Source organism: Pseudomonas sp. A25(2017), assembly GCF_002001065.1.
GTDB classification, from domain to species: Bacteria; Pseudomonadota; Gammaproteobacteria; order Pseudomonadales; family Pseudomonadaceae; genus Aquipseudomonas; species Aquipseudomonas kilonensis.
The window spans coordinates 1-20,167 of the sequence record NZ_MUOA01000075.1; the positions used below are offsets into that span (position 1 = coordinate 1).

12 protein-coding genes are annotated in these 20,167 nt (G+C 59.0%); 3 read left to right on the forward strand and 9 right to left on the reverse strand.

Annotated features, from left to right (window positions below; translation table 11 throughout):
* Positions 1-640: 640 nt before the first annotated feature.
* Together B0E42_RS19100 and B0E42_RS19105 are read right to left on the reverse strand one after the other, a co-directional pair.
* The gene (locus B0E42_RS19100; RefSeq protein WP_077507051.1) at positions 641-1,474 is read right to left on the reverse strand and encodes an amino acid ABC transporter permease; all 834 of its coding nucleotides are present in this window, start codon (positions 1,472-1,474) and stop codon (positions 641-643) included.
* Positions 1,471-2,292 (reverse strand): ABC transporter substrate-binding protein, encoded by an 822-nt coding sequence (locus tag B0E42_RS19105; protein ID WP_024619058.1) that lies wholly within the window; start codon positions 2,290-2,292, stop codon positions 1,471-1,473. Before B0E42_RS19105 ends, B0E42_RS19100 begins: the two co-directional genes overlap by 4 nt.
* Positions 2,293-2,405: 113 nt before the next feature.
* Between B0E42_RS19105 and B0E42_RS19110 the strand changes: the two genes are divergently transcribed.
* Both B0E42_RS19110 and B0E42_RS19115 read left to right on the forward strand, forming a co-directional pair.
* Complete coding sequence (locus B0E42_RS19110) at positions 2,406-3,305, forward strand: homocysteine S-methyltransferase family protein (protein ID WP_077507052.1); 900 nt, start codon at positions 2,406-2,408, stop codon at positions 3,303-3,305.
* Between the two features lie 244 nt (positions 3,306-3,549).
* On the forward strand, positions 3,550-8,859 hold the full coding sequence (locus B0E42_RS19115) for a dermonecrotic toxin domain-containing protein (protein ID WP_256578323.1): 5,310 nt from the start codon (positions 3,550-3,552) through the stop codon (positions 8,857-8,859).
* A gap of 123 nt (positions 8,860-8,982) precedes the next feature.
* On the opposite strand, the gene B0E42_RS19120 is transcribed toward B0E42_RS19115, so the two are convergent.
* From B0E42_RS19120 to B0E42_RS19130, 3 genes are read right to left on the reverse strand one after another with little or no spacing between them, the layout of a single operon-like run.
* Positions 8,983-9,669: a GNAT family N-acetyltransferase gene (locus tag B0E42_RS19120; RefSeq protein WP_077507054.1), complete on the reverse strand. Its 687-nt coding sequence runs from the start codon at positions 9,667-9,669 to the stop codon at positions 8,983-8,985.
* A 10-nt stretch (positions 9,670-9,679) separates the two neighbouring features.
* Complete coding sequence (locus B0E42_RS19125) at positions 9,680-10,126, reverse strand: GNAT family N-acetyltransferase (RefSeq protein WP_018611678.1); 447 nt, start codon at positions 10,124-10,126, stop codon at positions 9,680-9,682.
* A 2-nt stretch (positions 10,127-10,128) separates the two neighbouring features.
* Entirely contained in the window at positions 10,129-10,770 is a 642-nt protein-coding gene (locus tag B0E42_RS19130) for an FMN-binding negative transcriptional regulator (protein WP_018611679.1), read from the reverse strand.
* Between the two features lie 100 nt (positions 10,771-10,870).
* Between B0E42_RS19130 and B0E42_RS19135 the strand changes: the two genes are divergently transcribed.
* Positions 10,871-12,415 (forward strand): PLP-dependent aminotransferase family protein, encoded by a 1,545-nt coding sequence (locus B0E42_RS19135; RefSeq protein WP_077507055.1) that lies wholly within the window; start codon positions 10,871-10,873, stop codon positions 12,413-12,415.
* Between the two features lie 36 nt (positions 12,416-12,451).
* Here B0E42_RS19135 and B0E42_RS19140 read toward each other — a convergent pair whose 3' ends face one another.
* From B0E42_RS19140 to B0E42_RS19155, 4 genes are all read right to left on the reverse strand, one after another.
* Positions 12,452-17,053, reverse strand: a complete 4,602-nt coding sequence (locus B0E42_RS19140) for a dermonecrotic toxin domain-containing protein (RefSeq protein WP_077507056.1) — start codon at positions 17,051-17,053, stop codon at positions 12,452-12,454.
* A 139-nt stretch (positions 17,054-17,192) separates the two neighbouring features.
* A complete protein-coding gene (locus B0E42_RS19145; RefSeq protein WP_077507057.1) occupies positions 17,193-18,293 on the reverse strand; it encodes a polyamine ABC transporter substrate-binding protein in 1,101 nt (366 codons plus the stop codon).
* A gap of 11 nt (positions 18,294-18,304) precedes the next feature.
* Positions 18,305-19,336: a histone deacetylase family protein gene (locus tag B0E42_RS19150; protein ID WP_077507058.1), complete on the reverse strand. Its 1,032-nt coding sequence runs from the start codon at positions 19,334-19,336 to the stop codon at positions 18,305-18,307.
* 383 nt (positions 19,337-19,719) lie between these two features.
* Positions 19,720-20,073, reverse strand: coding sequence for a DUF6124 family protein (locus B0E42_RS19155; RefSeq protein ID WP_077507059.1), 354 nt, complete (start codon positions 20,071-20,073; stop codon positions 19,720-19,722).
* Positions 20,074-20,167: the final 94 nt, after the last annotated feature.

Sequence of the window (20,167 nt, forward strand, 5' to 3'; positions counted from 1 at the left end):
AACCGAAGCATTAGTGGCACTGGCCCGCAAGCTTGCCCGAGTGGTATTCGCCCTGCTGAAGAACCAGAGCGAATACTTACCGAAAGGCATTTAAGGGGTAGCCCCGTACCATAGAATCTCCCACAGGGGGGCTGTGTTGGATATGAATTTTGTGACCACTGGAGATTGAGTGTGGGAGCGAGCTTGCTCGCGAAGGCGGTGGCTCAGTGGCATGGCTGTTGGGCTTGCCGGCCTCTTCGCGAGCAAGCTCGCTCCCACAGGAGACACGCGGTCTCATCAAGAGCCAGGTCGGCTACCAGGCCGCCTCGTGGTGGACGTTGATCTCGGCGCCCCGTTAACCACGCTGGCCGAACGCAGGCATTGTGGAGTGGGCATCCCGGCATGGATGCCGGGATAGCCGCGCTGGGCCATGGATGGCCCTTCGCGGCGGGCCCACGGAGCAATGCCGGAGTGAGGGCACACCGAGCCTAGGCGAGGTGCCGAGTGGTGGGGCAGAAGCGCTTTGGTTACTTTCGACTGGGCCGGCTTCCGGGCTTTTCGAAAGTGACCCGCCGTCAGGGCGGAACCCTAAGTGGCCGTTACCGCAGCAACGGATATACACACCGGAATAGCTTTATCGCCTCCCAGGCATTCCCCAAGCTCAGCGATTATTCAGATAAGCCTTCCCATAATGCCGCTCCATCCGCGCCTGAATCAGCTCCAACGCAATGGACATCAACCAATAAATAATCGCCGCCGTCGTCAGCATCTCGATATAGCGATAACTGGAACGCCCATAAGACTGCGCCAGAAACATCACCTCCCAAACCCCCATCACCGAAATCAACGAAGAGTCCTTGAGCATGGAGATGAACTGGTTGGTGGTCGGCGGGATGATGGTGCGCATCGCCTGGGGCAGGGTGACGCGCCAGAAGATCACGGTTTCGCTCAGGCCCAGGGCGAGGGAAGCTTCGCGTTGGCCGTTGGGGACGCCGAGGATCCCGGCGCGGAAGATCTCGCTCAGGTAGGCGCCGTAGTTCAGCGACAAGGCAATGATCCCAGCGGCGATGGCGCCCGGGACCACGCCCAGTTGGGGCAGGCCCAGGTAGATCAGCAGGATCTGGATCAGCAGCGGCGTGCCGCGAAAGAACGACGCATAGAAACTGGCGATACCGAACGCCACCGCACTGCTGGACAGCCGCGCCAGGGCGGTGATGAAGCCCAGCAATGACGAAGCGAAGATCGAGCACAAGCACAGGAACAGTGTCAGCACCGCGCCTTGCAAAAAGCCATTGGGCGCCAGGTGCACACCCAGCAGGTTCGGCAATTTGTCGAGGATGATGGAGAACTTCAGGTCGAAGCTCAGGAAGAAACTCGCGAACAGCACCAGCATGGCCGCCCAGGTCAGGTACAGCCGGGTGCGAAAACCGAAGATTTTTTGCAGGCGTGACTCAGCCACCGGTGGCGGTGGCTGAGGGGGTGGAAAAGAAGTCATTGGGTAATGTCGGCGCCGATCCATTTCTGTGAGAGTTTGCTCAAGGTGCCGTCCTGTTTCAACTGGGCAAAGACTTCACGCACCTTGTTGTCCCACTGGGCGTCGCCCTTTTCGATGGCCACCGAGTTCGGCTCGGAGTAGAGCGCCTCGCCGGCCAGCTTGAAGCGCTTGTCTTCGGTCAGGCGCGGCTGTGCGGTCACCAGGTTGGTCAGCACCGCGTCCAGGCGCACCCCGGCGCCCAGGCCCAGGTCCTGGAAGGCCACGTTGTCGGTGTCGTACGGGGCGATCTGCACGTCTTCGAATGGATAGCTCAGTTGAGTATCCTCGGCGCCTTCGATCACCAGGTTCTTGTTCAGGTAGCTCTCGTAGCTGGAGGCGCTGGTCAGGCCGACCTTCTTGCCACTCAGGTCTTTGGCGCCGTGGATACGGTCGTCCTTGGCGTTGACTACGATCACCGCTGGCGAAGCGTAGTACTGGACCGGGAAATTGAACACTTCGGCGCGTGCCTTGCTCGGCGTCATGGAGCAAATGCAGATGTCATAGCGCCCGCTCCAGTGGCCGGCCGCGATCACGTCCCAGGAAGGGGTTTCCAGGCGCAGCTTCACGCCCAGTTTCTGCGCCACGGCCTTGGCGACGTCCACGTCAAAACCGTCGAGCTGGTTCTGATCGTTGAGGAACGAGAAGGGCGGGTAGCTTTCCATCAGCACGCCGACCAGTTCTTTTTTCTGTTCGATGCGATCCAGCGTGGCGCCGGCGAAGGCTTGCGAAGAGGCAGCCAGCAGAGTCAGGCCCAGGGCCAGCAGTGGTTGTAATTTCATGTGAGGGCCCTGATAGAAAAATAAGTTGTAGTTCACCGAATGGTGCGTATTAAATAGTTATAAGAACAACTCCGGTAGTGAGTATTTTTCATAAGCTTATGAGTGAATCGCATATGGGCTCAGCAACGACAGTCATTCTCGATGGCGGCATGGGCCGCGAACTGCAACGCCGGGGCGCTCCGTTCCGACAGCCCGAGTGGTCGGCGCTGGCCTTGAGCGAAGCGCCCCAGGCGGTAGAGGCCGTGCACGCGGCCTATATTGCCAGCGGCGCCAACGTAATCACCAGCAACAGCTATGCCGTGGTGCCGTTTCATATTGGCGAGGCGCGTTTCGCCGAAGAAGGCCAGGCCCTGGCCGCGCTGTCGGGCGAGTTGGCGCAGCGGGCAGTGCACGCTTCGGGCAAAGCAGTGCGTGTGGCCGGGTCGCTGCCGCCACTGTTCGGTTCCTATCGGCCGGATCTGTTCGACGCCTCCCGCGCCAGTGAATTGCTCGCGCCCCTGGTGAACGGCCTGGCGCCCCATGTCGACGTGTGGCTGGCCGAGACCCAAAGCTCCACGGTCGAAGCACGGGCGATTCACGCCGGGTTGCCGAAGGACGGCAAGCCGTTCTGGCTGTCGTTCACCCTGAAAGACGAAGACACCGATGAAGTGCCGCGCCTGCGCTCCGGCGAACCGGTGGCGGATGCCGCGGCGGTGGCGGCGGAACTGGGCGTTGAGGTGCTGCTGTTCAACTGCAGCCAACCGGAAGTGATCGGCGCGGCTATCGACGCGGCGCGGGATACCTTCGAGCGCCTGGGGGTGAAGATCCACATCGGTGCCTACGCTAACGCCTTCCCGCCGCAACCGAAGGAAGCGACGGCCAACGACGGATTGGACCCGCTACGCGAAGACCTCGACCCACCGGGTTATCTGCAATGGGCGGCGGACTGGCAAAAACGCGGTGCCAGCCATCTGGGCGGCTGCTGCGGGATCGGACCGGAGCATATTGCGGTGTTGGCGCAAAAGCTGGTCTGAACTTGATGAAATAACCTGTGGCGAGGGAGCTTGCTCCCGCTGGGCTGCGCAGCGGCCCCAAGAAATTTTCGGTTGCTGCGCAACCGAGCGGGAGCAAGCTCCCTCGCCACGGATCCGTGAGAGCTTGCTGACATTTGGGCTTACGCTTTCCCCGAAGCCCGTAGCCACACCTATACATATGTACGTCATTCCCGCTGAAACGGCGCGATAGGGTCCCAGTCCTACTCATCACCGGGACACCTGAATGACTGCCTTCCCTGAAAATGCACCTGACGTGACGCCGCATGCTGCCGGCGTACAGCTCAAACCCATCAGCCTGTTACCCCACGGTATTCGATTTCAACCTCATGAATTCGCCGATCAATGGCTAAATCAATGGGGCCTTATCGGCGATACGCGGGTAAAGGTCACCTATCAAGAGGTCGAGACAGTCGATTCGGCCGCTCAAAGAAAAACCTCATCGGTGCCGCTGCGTGACGCAGTGACACAAGGCTTTATAATTACCCACCAAAGCAAAGATGTTTTTCATTCCGGCAACCATTCCCCACGTGAAGGTTGGCGCTACCCACATCGCAGCCATATGTCGCTGGATTTCTCGTCACTTCGGGTGGGCGACGAGCCGTTGTCGCAAGCTATTCAACAGCAGCTAAAGGCCGGTATTCCAAGCAATTATCAAGGCCCGGAGGAATCCTCGGTTATTGAAATGGATGTCCACGGAAAGTTACTGCGCGGTCAGGAAAATGAACAACTAAAGCAAATAGCGCTTTTGGACGCCAATCAAGTAAAGCTGGCGCGCTTGTTTGCCGGTCTACCCACGTTTGATGCGGTGATCAAGGGTTCGCTGGTCGAGGCGATTCACGCCAAGATAGCTCGGCGAAAATTTCGCGCGACGTTGCAAGAAAATATTGATCCCGATCATTGTTATGTCAATGGCTTTTCTACGGACTCAAGCGGTAAGCGTTTATGTACCGTCTCGCAGAGTTTTACCGAGGTCATGTGGCATGGCCTATTGACCGATACAGCCCCTGTTTATACATCAGCTGACGTAGGCTTCTTCAACCGTCCGGGCAGCACGGATGAGGAAAGCAGCTTCTTTGCCATCCCGGTGGAAAAGCAAATACTAAGCGCCATGGAGGCGGTGTTTTATATTGCCAACCCCACGACAAACGAAAAACTGAAGCGCCAGTTTCATGAAGCGCTGGCACTGTTTCGCAATAAAAAAAACGATGCAGATAGCCCAGCCACAGCGCAAGAGACATTCGCCCATTTGCTTTCCCGGCGATTTCAGCTTCTTTCCGATTTATATAAAGCTGATCGCAACCCTGCGCAACCCACCGACAGTGTGAACGCTCGGCAACGTGAGGAAGACCGGCTGCTGGATATCATCACGACCCATCCTTCCAAGGCGCAAAGAAACACTCTGCTGAGAGCACCTGTTCCCAATGTTTACGCTGTGATGCTCGATATGGATACGGCGGCATCTCAGAAATGGCCTGCCGCGATGGTGATCAAACGAACCGATCAAGCGCCACTGTTTCTCTATTCCATGGAACGCGGCATTCAACGGTTCGATTCTTTTCAAGACATGGTCAAAAAAGTACTGGTCGTCCATGCAGGGCATCAGCGCACGATACGGGATATTTCGACTGAGCTGTCCGGGGATGTGTTCGAAGTGGCGGCATCGGAACTGCTCCAACTGCAAAGCAACGCGCTCGAAGCCGTCTTGAATGCGCCAGAAAACGAAACGGTAGCCCTGAGGACTTTTGCTCAAAGGACCGAAGATGCATTGCGCCTGCCTACGTTATCTCTTGCCGGTGCATTGGCTATTCGTCAGCAAACCTTGATTGAAAACAACCGTCCTCATTTCTATACAACCGCAACGCTTTCAGAACAAACCCGTTATCGTCGCTTGGAGCAAGATGTCCTCCAAGCTGTTTCGGATTTGGGTGACGGTATCCAGACGCTGCATCAGTTTACCCGCCAGAAGATCCAGCAATACCTGCAGCGAACCCTGCATCACGCGATAAAACCCGATCCAGACAAAACGATGGTGACGCTTGCTTTCGCAAAGGGTGCCAACCCGAGGCAGTCTCGTATTACCAGCCTGACCCAGCTGATACTCGATAACTTGCGCCCGCGGCAGTACCCCAATGCAATGCGAGAGGTCATGGCTGTTCACCTTGTCGATAAAGATGGCAAGCGGATACGACATCCGGTGAGTGGCTTGCTGATGACATTGAAAGGGCGCGAACTCGCCACGATGGCGACAAGTATCGACGCTGGCGCACGTTATGAAACCCTGCTCAGGGCACAGATGAACAAGCCGGATTACAAAGCAGCCTGGCAAAAAGCGTACACGGCCAGTATGAAATTCAAAGGTTACGAGACCCTGCTCAGGGGGGATGAAATATTCAAGGTCACCCGACTCGATAAAGCCTTCGAGCCACCTAAAGTCAAAAAACTGGTCACGCTCTGGCTAGACGCCGTGCTGCAATCGCCAGAGGCAAAAACGCGTCCACAGGTCATGGGAAAAAACGTGCAGGTACATGGCCTTTTGCTGGGTGGCAGTGTAGGGGCTGGAGGCCAGCACGGGACGATGGGTAACGCAGTCAGCGTTGACGGCGCCTTGATTTTTTCCGATCAGGACGGGCCGGATATTAAGGGAACCGTAGGTGTTTATTTTCCAGACAGTCCCGACGGAGAAGATTTTCACGAATTTGCCAATCTGGCCGATGGGGTCGGGGGGCTTCTACGACAAGAGCCATGGCAGGACTACTTCCGTTCACGCATTTGCGCGGTCAATCCCGAAGAAATAAAGCACCGTGGTCGTCCCTTGATTCGCGCAAGCGTTATCACAGGCGATCTGCTTGAAGCGCTTCACCGAGCGCACGTTGATTTCCATAGCGCTTATGCGGACCACCGCTCTAACAGCAACGCGGATATACGTCGTGAAACAGCAGTAAGGATGGTCATGGTAGCCATGGAAGTGTTCATGGACTTGGCCGGCATGCTGTTGATACCCGGTTTCCAAATACTCAGGCGTGCTGTCAAGACGGGCCTGCTCGTGGCCAGGACCGGTGCTGTTCCGATGGACCTGGACACCCTGGCATTTGTCTACAGAGTGGCTAATCATGGCGGACAGGAACTTGCCGCAGGGGCCACGGTTCCGGTCCGAGGCCAGTCGTCTTTCCTGGCGGTTACGGCGCGCCAGAGCCAGGGTGATGCACTGGCCGGGTTGCCCCTGGAAGCGGCACTCTATAACCGTTATGCGGTGACCGACACTTCACTGTTGCGAGGGTTGGCTGCAGATGCCCAGGGCTTCTATCGCCCCACGCTCAATTCTGTTGCTGGGGGCAGTTCCCGACCCGTCTACATACAGCAACCCGACGGGACCGTATTCCGGGTTCATGCCCATACGAGATTGAATGCAACCGAAGCCACCCTTGTCGACCCTGGCACCGGGTCGAGTATCCGCTCCAGTGGCGTGATGCGAAGTACCGTTGCCCGGATGCCCGACGGAGAGTGGCGTGCGGTTGGATTTGGTCAGGGCGGCGGGAAACGCCCGGCAGGTAGCTCTCCACAACCAGGCCCTTCCGAACCCAAAGTGCCTGCTCTGTCGCCTCGTGCCTCCGAATTGGTACGGACTGCTGGTCATTGGGACAACGACATCATGGATCTGGTCCCCTCTGTCATGACTCGTCTTCCGAGCTGGCCGCAGAACCGGAGCTTGCTGATCATGGACGAAATAACCGCAGGGAGTAGTTGGTCAGTACGCTTCACGCCGGGGCAATACGAGCGTTTCTATCCGATGAGTCAGCACCCCGATAGATCACCCACGGATATCGTCTTGAGGCGAACGGCTGAAAATCACTACAGCTTGATCTTGGGTAGACGGGTCGTTGGGATTCCCGCCGATGGCGATTGTTTTTTCAATGCCGTCGCCCGTGGGCTCAATGAAGGGCAAGCGCAGGAAGCCTTCACGATGCAAGGGCTGCGTAATGCAGCTGCCGATTATATCGATGGACACCCGGAAATCAGCCACTTCATGATGCCGCCGGCCTCCGGCTTGCAATTGGCGCTCTCCGACATCGCGCCTTGGTTGCAAGAGCTCTTGGAGGAGGCAGCGCTCTCTGATCTCACTCGGATTGTCTACAACGCCCCCAACCCACATCGCTTGTTCCAGCCGGTTCTGGATTACCTTGACCGTCACGCCAACAGCTTGGGCCGAAGGACGCTGGACGCAGCGCGGGACGCCATCCTGCCGCCGGAGATGTTGCAGGAGATCGGGCATCATCTATCGGTTCGGTCTCCGGAGCGCCTGATGCCAAGTAGCGCTCCCTTTTACACTCAGGAAACGCAATCCTTGAGCAGGTTCTTCGAAGACGTGCTGCTGGGTCCCATCGATGATTTGCATCTGACCGACCTGCTCAATAACGAATACCTTCAACTTTCTCAGGATGTGATCCATATCATGCTTGAGTATGGTATCAGGGCTCCACAGTTGACCGACCATCATCCAAGGAATGAGCTGGCTTACGTAAAATACAATGAGACCCTGCACGGCCATTTGGACGATGATCAACTGGATGATTTACTGGAAGGTGCTGAGCTGGTGGATCAGGCCGATCTGAATGAAGTAAAGCAAAGGTATCAACGTGAGTCGGGCGTCACCATTAATGACGATGCCGAGTTAATGAACCAGTTCATGTATTACGATCGCGTAGAAGACACCATCGATCTGCTCAGCGTTGCCCTCGAGCGGTTTCCCGATTTGCAGCGACGGGCTAATCTGCTGCTTCGCTCAACGGTGATTTCCTCGAACCTCGGCGGCATGCTGCCGGTCAATGTCCTTGCCAGGTGGCTACGTGATCCGAAGCTGTCTGAGACGCGGCTTGGAATCATTGCGGAATATGCCAATACCCGCTACACCGAAGTGATTGACGACGGCACGATAAGTATTGACTGGATGCAGCCGTTCGATGATCAGAATCTGAACAGTATTGTCCGGCAGCAAGACAGCCTGACGCGATTTGTAGAGTTTCTGGGGTGGGTACAATCGAACGCCGAAACGCCAGCAGTGGTAGGTTTGTTTAGCAGTTCGGGACAAGTTGTTTCTAATATCAGGGTTTCGATTTTATTAAATACACCGAATATTTTTAATTTGCTCCAACGCTTCCCGAGGAATCACGCGATACAAATATGGGAGGACCTCGTTGGGCCGTATTTCAGCGATGCCACTGTTCGAGCCGCGCTCAGGCAACCTGGCTCGCTTCGTTCAGAGTTGGATATTGCAAGGGCGTTAAGAGTTGGGCTTGGCGGGGACGGGGCGCGCGCGAACCAAATCATTAGAGATTCACTCGGTGTTGGCCAGCGACAGGCTCAACAATATCTCTACAATTTTGAGTTCCCAGCCTATCGTTTGGGCCACAGGCTTTTGGACTTTGCATTGTATGTGGAAGGCTACATGGCGGTGCCCGATTGGGCCTGGCAATACCTGAGGCAGGGCGTCACGCGCGAAACGCTCCAGCCATTTGGAGCCAAAAAGAAACCTTGATCGCTTAATCGCAAGCTACTTACAGTTCAGATGCAAGTAGCCCCATCGCCATTCCCCGCAAGGAATGGCGGTGGGGTCGTCAACTACGTGATGGACGCCGAGCCTGCTCGCCGAAACGGGCCGTCAGCCACCGATAGCGGATGTCCGACACTCTACTAACCCGCGCACTTGCCCACTTTCGCTCTGATTCTCCTCACTCAACCACTGCTCGAATCCTGCCGCGATCACCGGCCATTCAGAATCCAGTATTGAGTACCACGCCGTATCTCGGTTCTGACCCTTGACCACCATGTGCTGGCGAAACACCCCTTCAAACGTGAACCCCAGCCGTTCGGCCGCGTATTTGGAGCGGGCATTGCCGTTGTTGCACTTCCATTCCAGCCGACGATAACCCAGGGCGAAAGACTCCTTGGCCAGCAAATAAACCGCCTCGGTGCTTCTCGGCGAACGCTGCATCGGCGCGCCGAAGGTCACGTGGCCAATCTCGATGCGGCCCTGGGCCGGGACGATGGACATCAGGCTGAGAATGCCCTGCACCTCGCCACTGGCGCGGTCGATCACGCTGAAGAAATACGGGTCGGTGTTGGCCGCATGGTTGTTCAGCCAGGCATCGAACGCGCCGCGATCCGTGAACGGACCATAGGGCAAGTAATCCCAGAGCTTCGGGTCGGCGCCGGGGCCTTCGAGGGCTTGCCAGAGGCCATCGGCATGCCGCGCCGGGTCGAGTTTTTCCAGGCGGATGAAACGCCCTTCGAGCACCTGTGCAGAGGGCGCCGGGACACCTTTCCAATCGGCGAGTGAAGTCGACATGCTGCGCTCCTTAAAGGGCTTTGCGAAATTGAATGAAGCCTGGGCGCTCGGCGATGCGCTCGTAGAGCTGGATCGCCGTGGCGTTGGTTTCGTGGGTCAACCAGTGCACCTTGCAGCAACCATCGGCCTTGGCGGTGGCGTAGACGAATTCGATGAGCTGGCGACCCACCCCAGTGCCACGGCTCTGTTCCGTTACCAGCAGGTCTTGCAGGTAGCAGGAATTCTCGATGCTCCAGTTCGAACGGTGATAGATAAAGTGCACCAGGCCCACCGCCGTGTCGCCATCCCAGGCGAGGGCAGCATGGGTCGGTTCATGCTCATCGAGCAAGCGTTGCCAGGTGCTTTGGCTGACGGCGTCCGGCAATTCGGTTTTATAGAACCGCAGGTAGGCTTGCCACAGCGGCAGCCAGGCGGCGTGATCGTCGGCGCTGACGAGGCGGATTTCAGGTTGGCTCATGTTCACTCCTTGGACAATTGTTCAGGCATCAGGTGGGCGAGCGCCCGGTCCTGCGGGTCGTGGCTGGCGGCGAGGCCGTTGCGTACGCCGGCGGCATCCGCCGGGCTGCGGTTCTGGCTGAGCTTGCGCTTGCCCTCCAGGCGTTGGATGGGCAGGGCGAAGCCGACGATGGCCTTGAGCATGCTGTCGATGTACTCAGGCGGAGCGTCATCGATCTTCCACGGCTGCTCGCGACCGGTTTCGTGGCGGTCGGTGAGGGCGCCCACCAGGTTGCGCAGGCGATGGGCGTCGCTGAACACCTCGGCGCTGCCGTACGCGTGCACGGCCACGAAGTTCCAGGTCGGCACGACTTTGCCGTGTTCGGCCTTGCTGGCGTACAACCCTGGGCTGACGTAGGCATCGGCCCCGGCGAATATCACCAGGGCCTCGGCGCCGGCTTCCAGGTCGCGCCACTGTGGATTGGCCCGGGCCATGTGGCCGTAGAGGCTGCCGTTCGGCCCCTGTTGGGTGTCCAGCAACAGCGGCAAATGGCTGGCCTGCAAACCGTGTTCACCCTGGGTGACCAATACGGCCAGGCGGCAATCGCCGATCATCTGGTGCAGTTCGGGCAGGTCTTCGACGGCAAAGGCTTTTGGGTTGTACATGATGATTTTCCTTGGCGAATGCGAGCATCCTAGGCAGGCTATTGGTCTGTTGTAAGAGCCACTTCCGGCCAATTCGATAGGTCCATTCACGAGGGCTGTCATGCACAACGCCGCGCCGCCATTGTCGTTCAACCCCGCAGGCATCGAGCTGGACCGCCGCCAGGGGCTCAGTCGTCAGCTCTACCAGGCGTTGCGCACTCGGGTGCTCGATGGACGCCTGGCCAGCGGCACGCGCCTGCCTGCCAGCCGTGACCTGGCGGCGGCCTTGTCGATTTCGCGCAACAGCGTGGTACGGGCCTATGACCAGCTCTACGCCGAGGGTTTCATCGAAGGGCGGGTCGGTGACGGCACTTATGTGGCAAAACTGTCCTCGACGACGTTGCCGCTGAAAAACATATCCACAAAAGTATCCACAGGGTTTTCAACAGGCTTACCCACAGCCTTATCCACAGATTGGCTCGATTTACCTGTGGGTCCATCCAGTAAAGTTATCCACAGCGACGCGCTAAACCGCGTCGAAAAACACCATTTGGCCCAACCGCCCAGCGGCCCTCCGCGAGCGTTTCGGGTCGGTGTACCGGCTTTCGATCTGTTCCCTTTCGACGTCTGGGCCAAGCTGAATGCGGCTTTCTGGCGCAAGCCGGACTTGCAGCAGCTGTGTTATGGCGATTCCCAGGGCGATGCGCGCTTGCGCGGGTTGATCGCGGCGTACTTGCGCAGCTCCAGGGGGCTGCACTGCACGGCTGAACAAATTGTGATCACCAGTGGCGCACAGCAGGGCATCAGCCTTTGTGCACAGCTGTTGGTCGATCCGGGCGACGTCGTGGCGGTGGAAAATCCCGGCTATCGCGCGGCCGGGCATGCGTTCGCCGTTGCCGGTGCCGATGTCAGGGGCGTGCCGGTGGATGGCGATGGCTTGGATTGCGCCGCGCTGGGCGCGTTGAGCCACTGTCGGCTGGCCTACGTCACCCCGTCCCATCAATACCCGACCGGGGTGGTCATGAGCCTGCCACGGCGGCTGGAACTGCTGGCTTGGGCCGAGCGCAACGACGGCTGGATCGTCGAGGATGACTACGATGGCGAGTACCGCTACAGCGGCGCGCCACTGGCGCCCCTGGCTGCTCTGGATCGCCAGGGGCGGGTGCTTTACGTCGGCACGTTCGGCAAAGTGGCGTTCCCGGCCCTGCGCCTGGGCTACCTGGTGCTGCCGCCAGGCCTGGTCAACGCCTTCGCCCGACGGCGCGCCGTGGACGTGCGCCACTCCGAAGTCAGCACCCAGGCGGTGATGGCCGAGTTCATGGCCGCCGGGCATTTCCAGCGGCATATCCGGCGGATGCGCAGGGCCGCCCTGGTTCGGCGTGATGCGTTGCTGGCGGGCTGGCCCAAGGCTGTTGCGGGTGTCGGTGCCCTGCCCACTGTCGTGGCCGGGCTGCATCTCACGGTTCCTGTGGAGAGCATCGAGCGCGAGCGCGAACTGATCGCCCAAGCGACGAATGTGGGTGTGGAGATCAATGGCCTGAGCAGCTATTGGTTGCCCACCACGCCGTCGCAGGTGCGCGCCGGCTTGGTGCTGGGGTTCGCGGCGGTCCCGCCAGCGGCGATTGGCTCCGCGCTGGCGAACCTGTCGACGGTCTGGAAACCCTGAGGGCGCGCCGCCGGGGCATCGGCGGCGGCCCCGGCCTTATGGCCGCTCCTTTGGAAAGAACACCTGCTGGGCCTGGTCCACGGCAATTTCGCTGCGGTAATGATTGATCAACTGACGCTGGCTAAAGCCCTTTGTAGAGACCTCGGCCACGCCCAGCAGCACCTGCTCCACTGTTTTCAGGCGTGCCGCAAGGAACGTACGGGCAGGCACCCAGTTCGTGGAGTAGAGGAAGTCGGCGAACCAGAGGGTCTTGCTGGTCTTCTTGTCCTTGATTTCATACCTGTCGAGGTAACCATGTGTGCGGCCCTTGATGCGTTGGCGGTTGATCCGTTTGGTGATGGAAATACGGTTACGGTCTTTCAGCCAGATCACGCCGCTCATGGTCGGAGGGCTCTGCTTGATGATGTTCAGTACGGTTTCGAATTCCTGTTCATAGAGCGACTTCGATTCTCTTTTGAGGCGCAATCGCAAGGTTTCGGCCGAGCGCTGCTGCGCCTCTGATATTTCAATCGTTTCGTTGGTGGCAACGCCTTGTGCCTGGTCGAGTGCCTTCCTGATCGCGATGCCGACCTTCTCCATCCTGCTGGCGTGGGCATTGAGGATCATTGCCACACCGGCCGGTGTCCGGCCTGGCTTTTCCACGTCTTGTTCAATTTGCGCCTTGAACGCAGTCAGCCCGTCGATCAGGGCTTGGCCTTTGCGAACGCTCGTGTCCAGTGAAGGGACTGCCAGGGGAGGCGGGTCGGACATCACGTGGGGCGCCCATTCGCCGGTTTCCTTGCGGTGGAACGAGGCGATGATTTCATCCGAGAACGGATTCTTCACATCGACCCAATCCGTTTCCTCGTGCAGCTGCGATAAGCGAGGCTCGCCACTGATGACGCCCCAGAAGCGGGCCCTGATGAATTTTTTCCTGGGCCGTGGACGTGGCTCATGAGCGCGGCCTGATCTTCGCCGGTTGCTTCGCTCATCGAGGGCTTGGGCCAACTGGCGCAACGCTCGTCTTCTACAATCGCCTATCTGCCGGGTCAGGCGAGTGAGTTGTGCAGGGCTGGCGCTGTCCTGGTATTCGCTACCCATGTAGTCGAGATGTTCTTCGATGGCGGCGAACTGTTCCGTCAGGCTGCCCAGTGCATCGATTTGTTCATCCAGCCGGATCATGCTTCGCTCATCCACGGCGTCGCGCAGGCTTTGGAAGGCCACCGTCGCGTTGTCGACAATCCGGTTAATTTCCACCCAGCCTTCAGGCATCGTCTCGACGCTTTCAAGAGACAGGCAGAGGTGGCGGTACATATCCAGCTGGATAAGTCGCAGATCGTCACTGTTGTAGGTCGGCATCTTTCCACGGTACTGGCGGACAAACTCAAAGCCTTCGCGTCCCAACTCCTTGAGCCTGGAAAAACGGGTCTCCATGTAGTCCAGGCGCTCGATCATGTCGTGACCGGCGTTGATCATGGTGTTGGCCGCATCGATGTGTTGTTGCTCCAGCACCTTGACCTCGGACGTGATCATGCCCATGGCATCGGTAATGGCAGGCGTAAAGCGCTCTCGCAATACATCCATTTCCGCGAAGGTGAAGTTTACTTGCGCGTTCAGGTAACCAAGGCTGACGCGAGGGTAATCGGGGCGTGACTGGAAGACCGGCCATTCAATCAACGTCTTCAGCGCTTTTTCGTAGTTTTTTCGCTGGGCTTCCAGGGTCGTCAGATACTCCACACGCTTGGTTTCCCGGGCCGCGCCGGACGCCTGGCTCATTTCCTGCGCGTCCATGGTCAGCAACGTCTGGTTCGCCGGTTTCTGTTCTTCAAACTGGTTGAGTTCGGCCAGCAGCTCCACGCTGCGGTGTCGTGCCTCGGCGACGACCTTCTGCCGAGCACCTTTTGAGCCGCCGCCGCGCAAGCGCAAGCGGGTATCGATCTGCCACTGGCCGTGCGCATCATGGATCAGCGGAGGGCCGGTGCGGGCTCCATCAATGATGCAGGCCTGGTCGCCCTCTACGGTGACCTCGAACCATTTTCCCGTCATTTTCGCGTACCACTTCCCCTCTTTCTCATAGAGACCCTTGAGCACGCCTTCGGTCCTGGGTTGTCCAGGGGAATCGGGGGCCGCGATGCTGAAGCTATCGAGCAGATTGGCGCGCTTGCTCGACCTGCCGATCAACGCACCACTGGTATGAACGACCTCGTAGTGCTCTTGCGGCAGCTCTGGCTTGGTGAGCGGCGCGAGCGTTTCGATCGTGAGCTTGGGTTTGGGCACTGGCGGGATTTGTGGCGGGGCAATCTCCGGGGCTTCTGTCGGACGGCTACCTTTGCTCGCCCTGGTGCCGTCAATCACGTAATGGATGATCCCCAAGGAGACGTTCAACAACACATCGACAAAGAGCGCCCACTTGTCCTGGCTATTGGTTTCTTCGTCACTCTGCGTCAGCTGTTCAAGGTCGTCCAGGATCTGCCAGAGCCAGGTCGCGGTGGCCACCGTGGTGCCGAGGTAGGGCAGCGCCAGATTGAAAATCAGCCAGCCGGCCTGCTTGAAAGACTCCCAACGGCTTTCGCGATTGGAGACCGACTGATGATCGGCGAGTGTGACCAAGGCATTGGCGTTGGCCCGGAACAACAGTGGCAGGAAGTCGGCGCCCAGGGTCTCGTCACTAAGACTGACAGGACCGTTATTGGACAAGGACTCCAGTGGGGATGCCGCGAACTCCACGATGGTCCAGGGCGAGGGCAGGGCGCCTGGAAAGACATCGCGGCCGTAGGTTTCTCGTACCCCATCGGGCAGCCACGCCAGTACCGATTGGCGCAAGGGTGCGTTTTGCCTGATGGTGTACAGCAAGTTGCTGAACGACGGGAACTGCCACAGCTGCGGTTCAAGCAACGGGCGATACAGCAGGCAAGGACCGGCACTTGGCGTCTGCGGGCCGATCACGAACATGTTGGCGACGATGTCCTCCGAAAGCCCCAACTGCAGCTCGGGCACGAAAGCCAGTTTGCGCAGGACGATGGTTTGCCCGTCTACCTTGCGGTCGTCTTCCAGGGGCTCCATCAGCGCCGCGACATAACGACAACCGCGCTCATCGATATTGCCCCACCCACGGAGTTTGCCCTCCAGCGCAAGCATGGGCAGCTGTATGCGCAACTGTGAGGTGTACAGGTTTTCGCGGCGGGTCGACTCCGCCGGGTCATCGAGCAGTTTGCGCTTGATCAGGTCGGGATAAACGCGACCGATATCGACTTGGGTGATGAGCTTCTCGACGTAGTCCACCGTTAACCACGCGGGCAACACGGTTGCGTCGAGGGACCTCACCGTCTTGCTGCCCGTGGGCAGGGCAATCAGGTTTTGCAACGCCAGATCGACGAGGTTGAACTGGGTGGTATCCAACTTGAAGGGCACAACGAAGGTGCCCCAGACCACCGGGCTTTTTATCTCGATCTCGATTTTTTCCGGGTCCAGCGTCGAAGCGTCGTCGTGGTCGGATTGCATCTGCGTTTTCAGCGCCTGCGATGCATACGTTTTGATGGGGGGAATGTCGTCCAGGTAGGTTTTTCCGGCGTGGGAGCTGCTCAGCGCCGAAAGATTCTTCATGTATTGGGCGAACAGGATCTGGTCGGAGATCGATGCTGTCTGCAGCCACTCGGGCAACTGTTTTTGAAACCAGCTTTCGCCAGGTCCTAAGTCCATTCCGCTGGGGGCCGATGGTTCGTCGTCAACAAAGGTCGGATTTAAGCTGATGTTGGGGATGCCAAGGACCTTGACCTGCACGGTGATGATCGCGCAGGCCTTGCTGTCGAAAATATTGCCGTTGGGCTCATAGAGCTGCCAGCGAATTGTCGTCGGATGGACCAGGATGCCCAGATGCTCTGAAAGGGCTTGTCCCAACGCCTGCCGTGAAGCGAACTTTTCATAACCGTTGAGCAACGAGTGCGCCAGGATGACCTCCTTGTTGTCAATCTGGCCAATCAGCACCACCAGCGAGTTTTCATTCACGCGGTTGACCTCGTCGCCGTCGACCTTCTCGATGTCGACCAGATACGCGTGGCTGTCATAGCTGTCCTTACGGTCCTGTGGATCGGGGTACAGGAACAGTTGCCGGGCCATGTCGCATTCAGCCGCCGTCCAGCCCTCGATCTGCTTGACGTCCCAGAGCATGCGCAGCGTGTGGGAGAGTTCATGCCAGCGTGGGCCGTAATTGCCGAACGGCGTGTTCCAGTACGCCAGTTGTTGCTCTTGGCTGGCCGGCAACATGGCCGGTAACAGCTCGTTGATCAAACGGCCGATCTGGTCGATGCGCACCGGCAAATGCACCTCGGGTACGGTGATCGGCAATTGGGTCAGGAAGTGCAGCCCTTCAATCAACAACGTGGGTTTGCTCTGGTCCACCCGCGAGGCGAGCAAATCGCTGAGCGATTCATAACGGGTGGGGCGCGCTACGATCTCGCCGCCGACGATGTCCCAGGCCGGTTCGCCGATGACGGTGGTATGCGGGTCGAGATCCAGTGAGGGGTACAGCTTCTTGAGCGCGTCCCGCAGGAGTATGGCCGCCACTTCCGGGTAGGTGGGGCCAGCGAGCAACTGGTTGAGCAGCGTGCTCCTGATACTCGCGTTGAATGCCGGGTCGGTGCCGGTAGGGTCTGATGTCATCTGAGTTGTCCCTGTCTCGAGATGGATGAAAACCCCGAAGCCGAATGCTTCGGGGTTTGCATGCTAGAGAGGCAAGGGACGGGGCAGGTGGTAACTATGTATACGCTGGTGGGAGCAAAGCTTGCTCCCACCATGGCCTTCATTGGCCGGATTTGATCCGGGTCCAGGCACGCGTGCGTGCGCGCTCGGCGTCCCGGGGCAAGGGTTGCAAAGTGTAGAGCGTGGTCATGGCCGCAGCGGTCGGGTACAGGTTGGGGTTGCCACGGATCACCGGGTCGACCATTTCGGTGGCGTCCTTGTTCGGGTTCGGGTAGCCGACAAAATCACTCACCGGCGCGATCACCTGTGGTTGCAGCAAGTAGTTGATGAAGGTGTAGGCGTCGTCCGGGTTTTTCGCGCCTTTGGGGATGGCGAGCATGTCGAACCAGATCGGCGCACCTTCCTTGGGCAGGCGCATGTCCACCGTCACGCCGTTCTTGGCTTCCTTGGCGCGGTTGGCCGCCTGGGAGAAGCTGCCGGAGTAACCCACCGCCACGCAGATCTCACCGTTGGCGATGTCGGCCATGTACTTGGACGAGTGGAAGTAAGTGATGTACGGGCGCACCTTCATCATCAGCGCTTCAGCCTTGGCGTAGTCCGCCGGCTTCTTGCTGTTGGGGTCCAGGCCCAGGTGCTGCAAGGCCAGGGGCAGGATCTCCGACGGCGAATCGAGCAGCGCCACGCCGCACTGCTTGAGCTTGCTGATGTTCTCTTCCTTGAAGATCAGCTCCCAACTGTCCACGGGTGCGTTGTTGCCCAGGGCGGCCTTGACCTTGTCCGGGTTGAAGCCGATCAGGATGGTGCCGTACATGTACGGCACGGCGAACTTGTTGCCCGGGTCGTTGGCTTCGATCAGCTTCATCAGCTTGGGGTCGAGGTGGTTCCAGTTCGGCAGCTTGCTGCGGTCCAGGGGCTGGAACACCCCGGCTTCGATCTGCTTGGCCAGGAACACATTGGACGGCACCACCACGTCATAGCCGGAGTTGCCCGTCAGCAGCTTGGCCTCCAGGGCCTCGTTGGTGTCGAAGATGTCGTAGACCAGCTTGACCTGGCTGTTCTGCGCCTTGAAATCCTCCAGGGCCTTGGGCGTGATGTAGTCGAACCAGTTGTAGACGCGCAAGGTGCGCTCCTCGGCCTGGACCGCGCCGCAAAGCAGCGCGGCGCACACGGCTGGAGCCATAAAACGCTTGAGTCTGTTCATGCTGTGATTCCTCATGGGGCGCTTTGGAAACCTTCAAGAACGTTCACGGCATTGATGCCGATTTCTGCCACCGCGTAGCCACCTTCCATCACGAACAGGGTTGGCTTGCCGAGCGCCGCGATGCGCTTGCCCATCGCCAGGTAATCCGGGCTGTCGAGCTTGAATTGCGAGATGGGGTCGTCCTTGAAAGTGTCCACGCCCAGGGACACGACGATGACATCGGCGTCGTACCCCCGGATTTGCCCGCAGGCCTGCTCCAGCGCCGCGCTCCAGGTGTCCCAGCCTGAGCCGGCCGGCAAAGGGTAGTTGTAGTTGAAACCCGCACCTTCGCCTTCGCCGTGCTCATCCGCATAACCCAGGAAAAACGGAAACTCCGCCTCCGGATGGCCGTGGATCGACGTGAACAACACGTCGCTGCGTTCGTAGAAAATCGATTGGGTGCCGTTGCCGTGGTGGTAATCCACATCCAGGATCGCGACCTTCTTATGGCCCTGGTCGAGAAAGGCCTGGGCGGCGATGGCCGCGTTGTTGAGGTAGCAATAACCGCCCATCAAATCGCCAGCGGCGTGGTGCCCCGGTGGGCGGCACAACGCAAAGGCACTGCGCGCACCGCGCTGGATGTCCGCCTGGGCGGTGAGGGCCACTTGCGCGGCGCTGTAGGCCGCCTGCCAAGTGCCGGCGGTAATCGGCGCGCCCGCGTCGAAACTGTAATAACCCAACTGGCCGTGCAGGCTGGTGGGGATGACCGTGCGAAAGGTCCGCGCCGGCCAGGTGAAGGGCAACAAATCGCCCTCGCGGTTGTACTTGGCCCAACGGTCCCAGGCGCCTTTGAAAAACTCCAGGTACGCCGCGCTGTGGATACGCTGGATCGGCCCCAAGCCAAAATCCTGCGGCGCCTCCACCGGCCCCAGCCCCTGCGCCTTGACCCGCTCCAACACATGATCGGCCCGGGACGGCATCTCGAAACAGGGCATCAACTGCCCGTCCATCAACTCGCAGCGGCCGTGGTGCAGGTGGTGATCGTCTGAGTAGATCGTCAGCATTTTTTTGTTCTCCGCAAGGCTGGTCGGTTTGAACACAGTCTTGCGGTGTGGGGCGTTTCAGAGAACGGCAGGAGAGGCCAAAAGGGGATCGAAATGGCCAATAACTTTGACCGTAAATCGCCCCTTGTTGGCGCGGGTGTGCGCGGGGTTGGGGCAGAAGGCCTCCTGTGGGAGCGAGCTTGCTCGCGATGGCGGCAGCACGTTACACACCAAGCCTCAAAAGATACTCGGTCCCCGTGGCGAGGGGATTTATCCCCGCTGGGCTGCGCAGCAGCCCTAAAGCAGTGAACTCAATCTTCCTGACACACCGAGTTGGCTGGTTTAGGGCCGCTGCGCAGCCCAGCGGGGATAAATCCCCTCGCCACAGGTGGGTGGTGTAGCGGCTAGCGCGGGTCGACGTTATCCAGCACACGGCTGGCCAGCATTGAACTCAGTTCGATCAATTGCTGGATGCCGAGGGCGATGTGGCGGCGGGGGCCTTCCAGGTCGAAGGCCAGGTTGCTGATCATCGCGTCGGCGGATGCCAGGTTTTCGCTGAGGTTGGCGAGCAGGCATTCGTTGTCGGCGTTTTTTTTCACGGTGAAGAGCTGGTCTGGATTGGATGCTTCTTCGGACTTTTCCGGTTTGGGTAGCAGGTAGTGATCCAAGACGCGTTTGGTGGTTTCGTCGTGCTTTTTGGATTTGGTTTGCGCGGAAGCGTTGTCCGTTTCCGGAGGGTTTGGAGTTATTTTGAACATAAGCTGGAATCCTTGAGTTAGGCCGCGACCCTTTCCCTACTAAAAGAAGGGTGGCGGCTGTACGCAGGTTAGTAGACCGGGGATTCCAGCATTG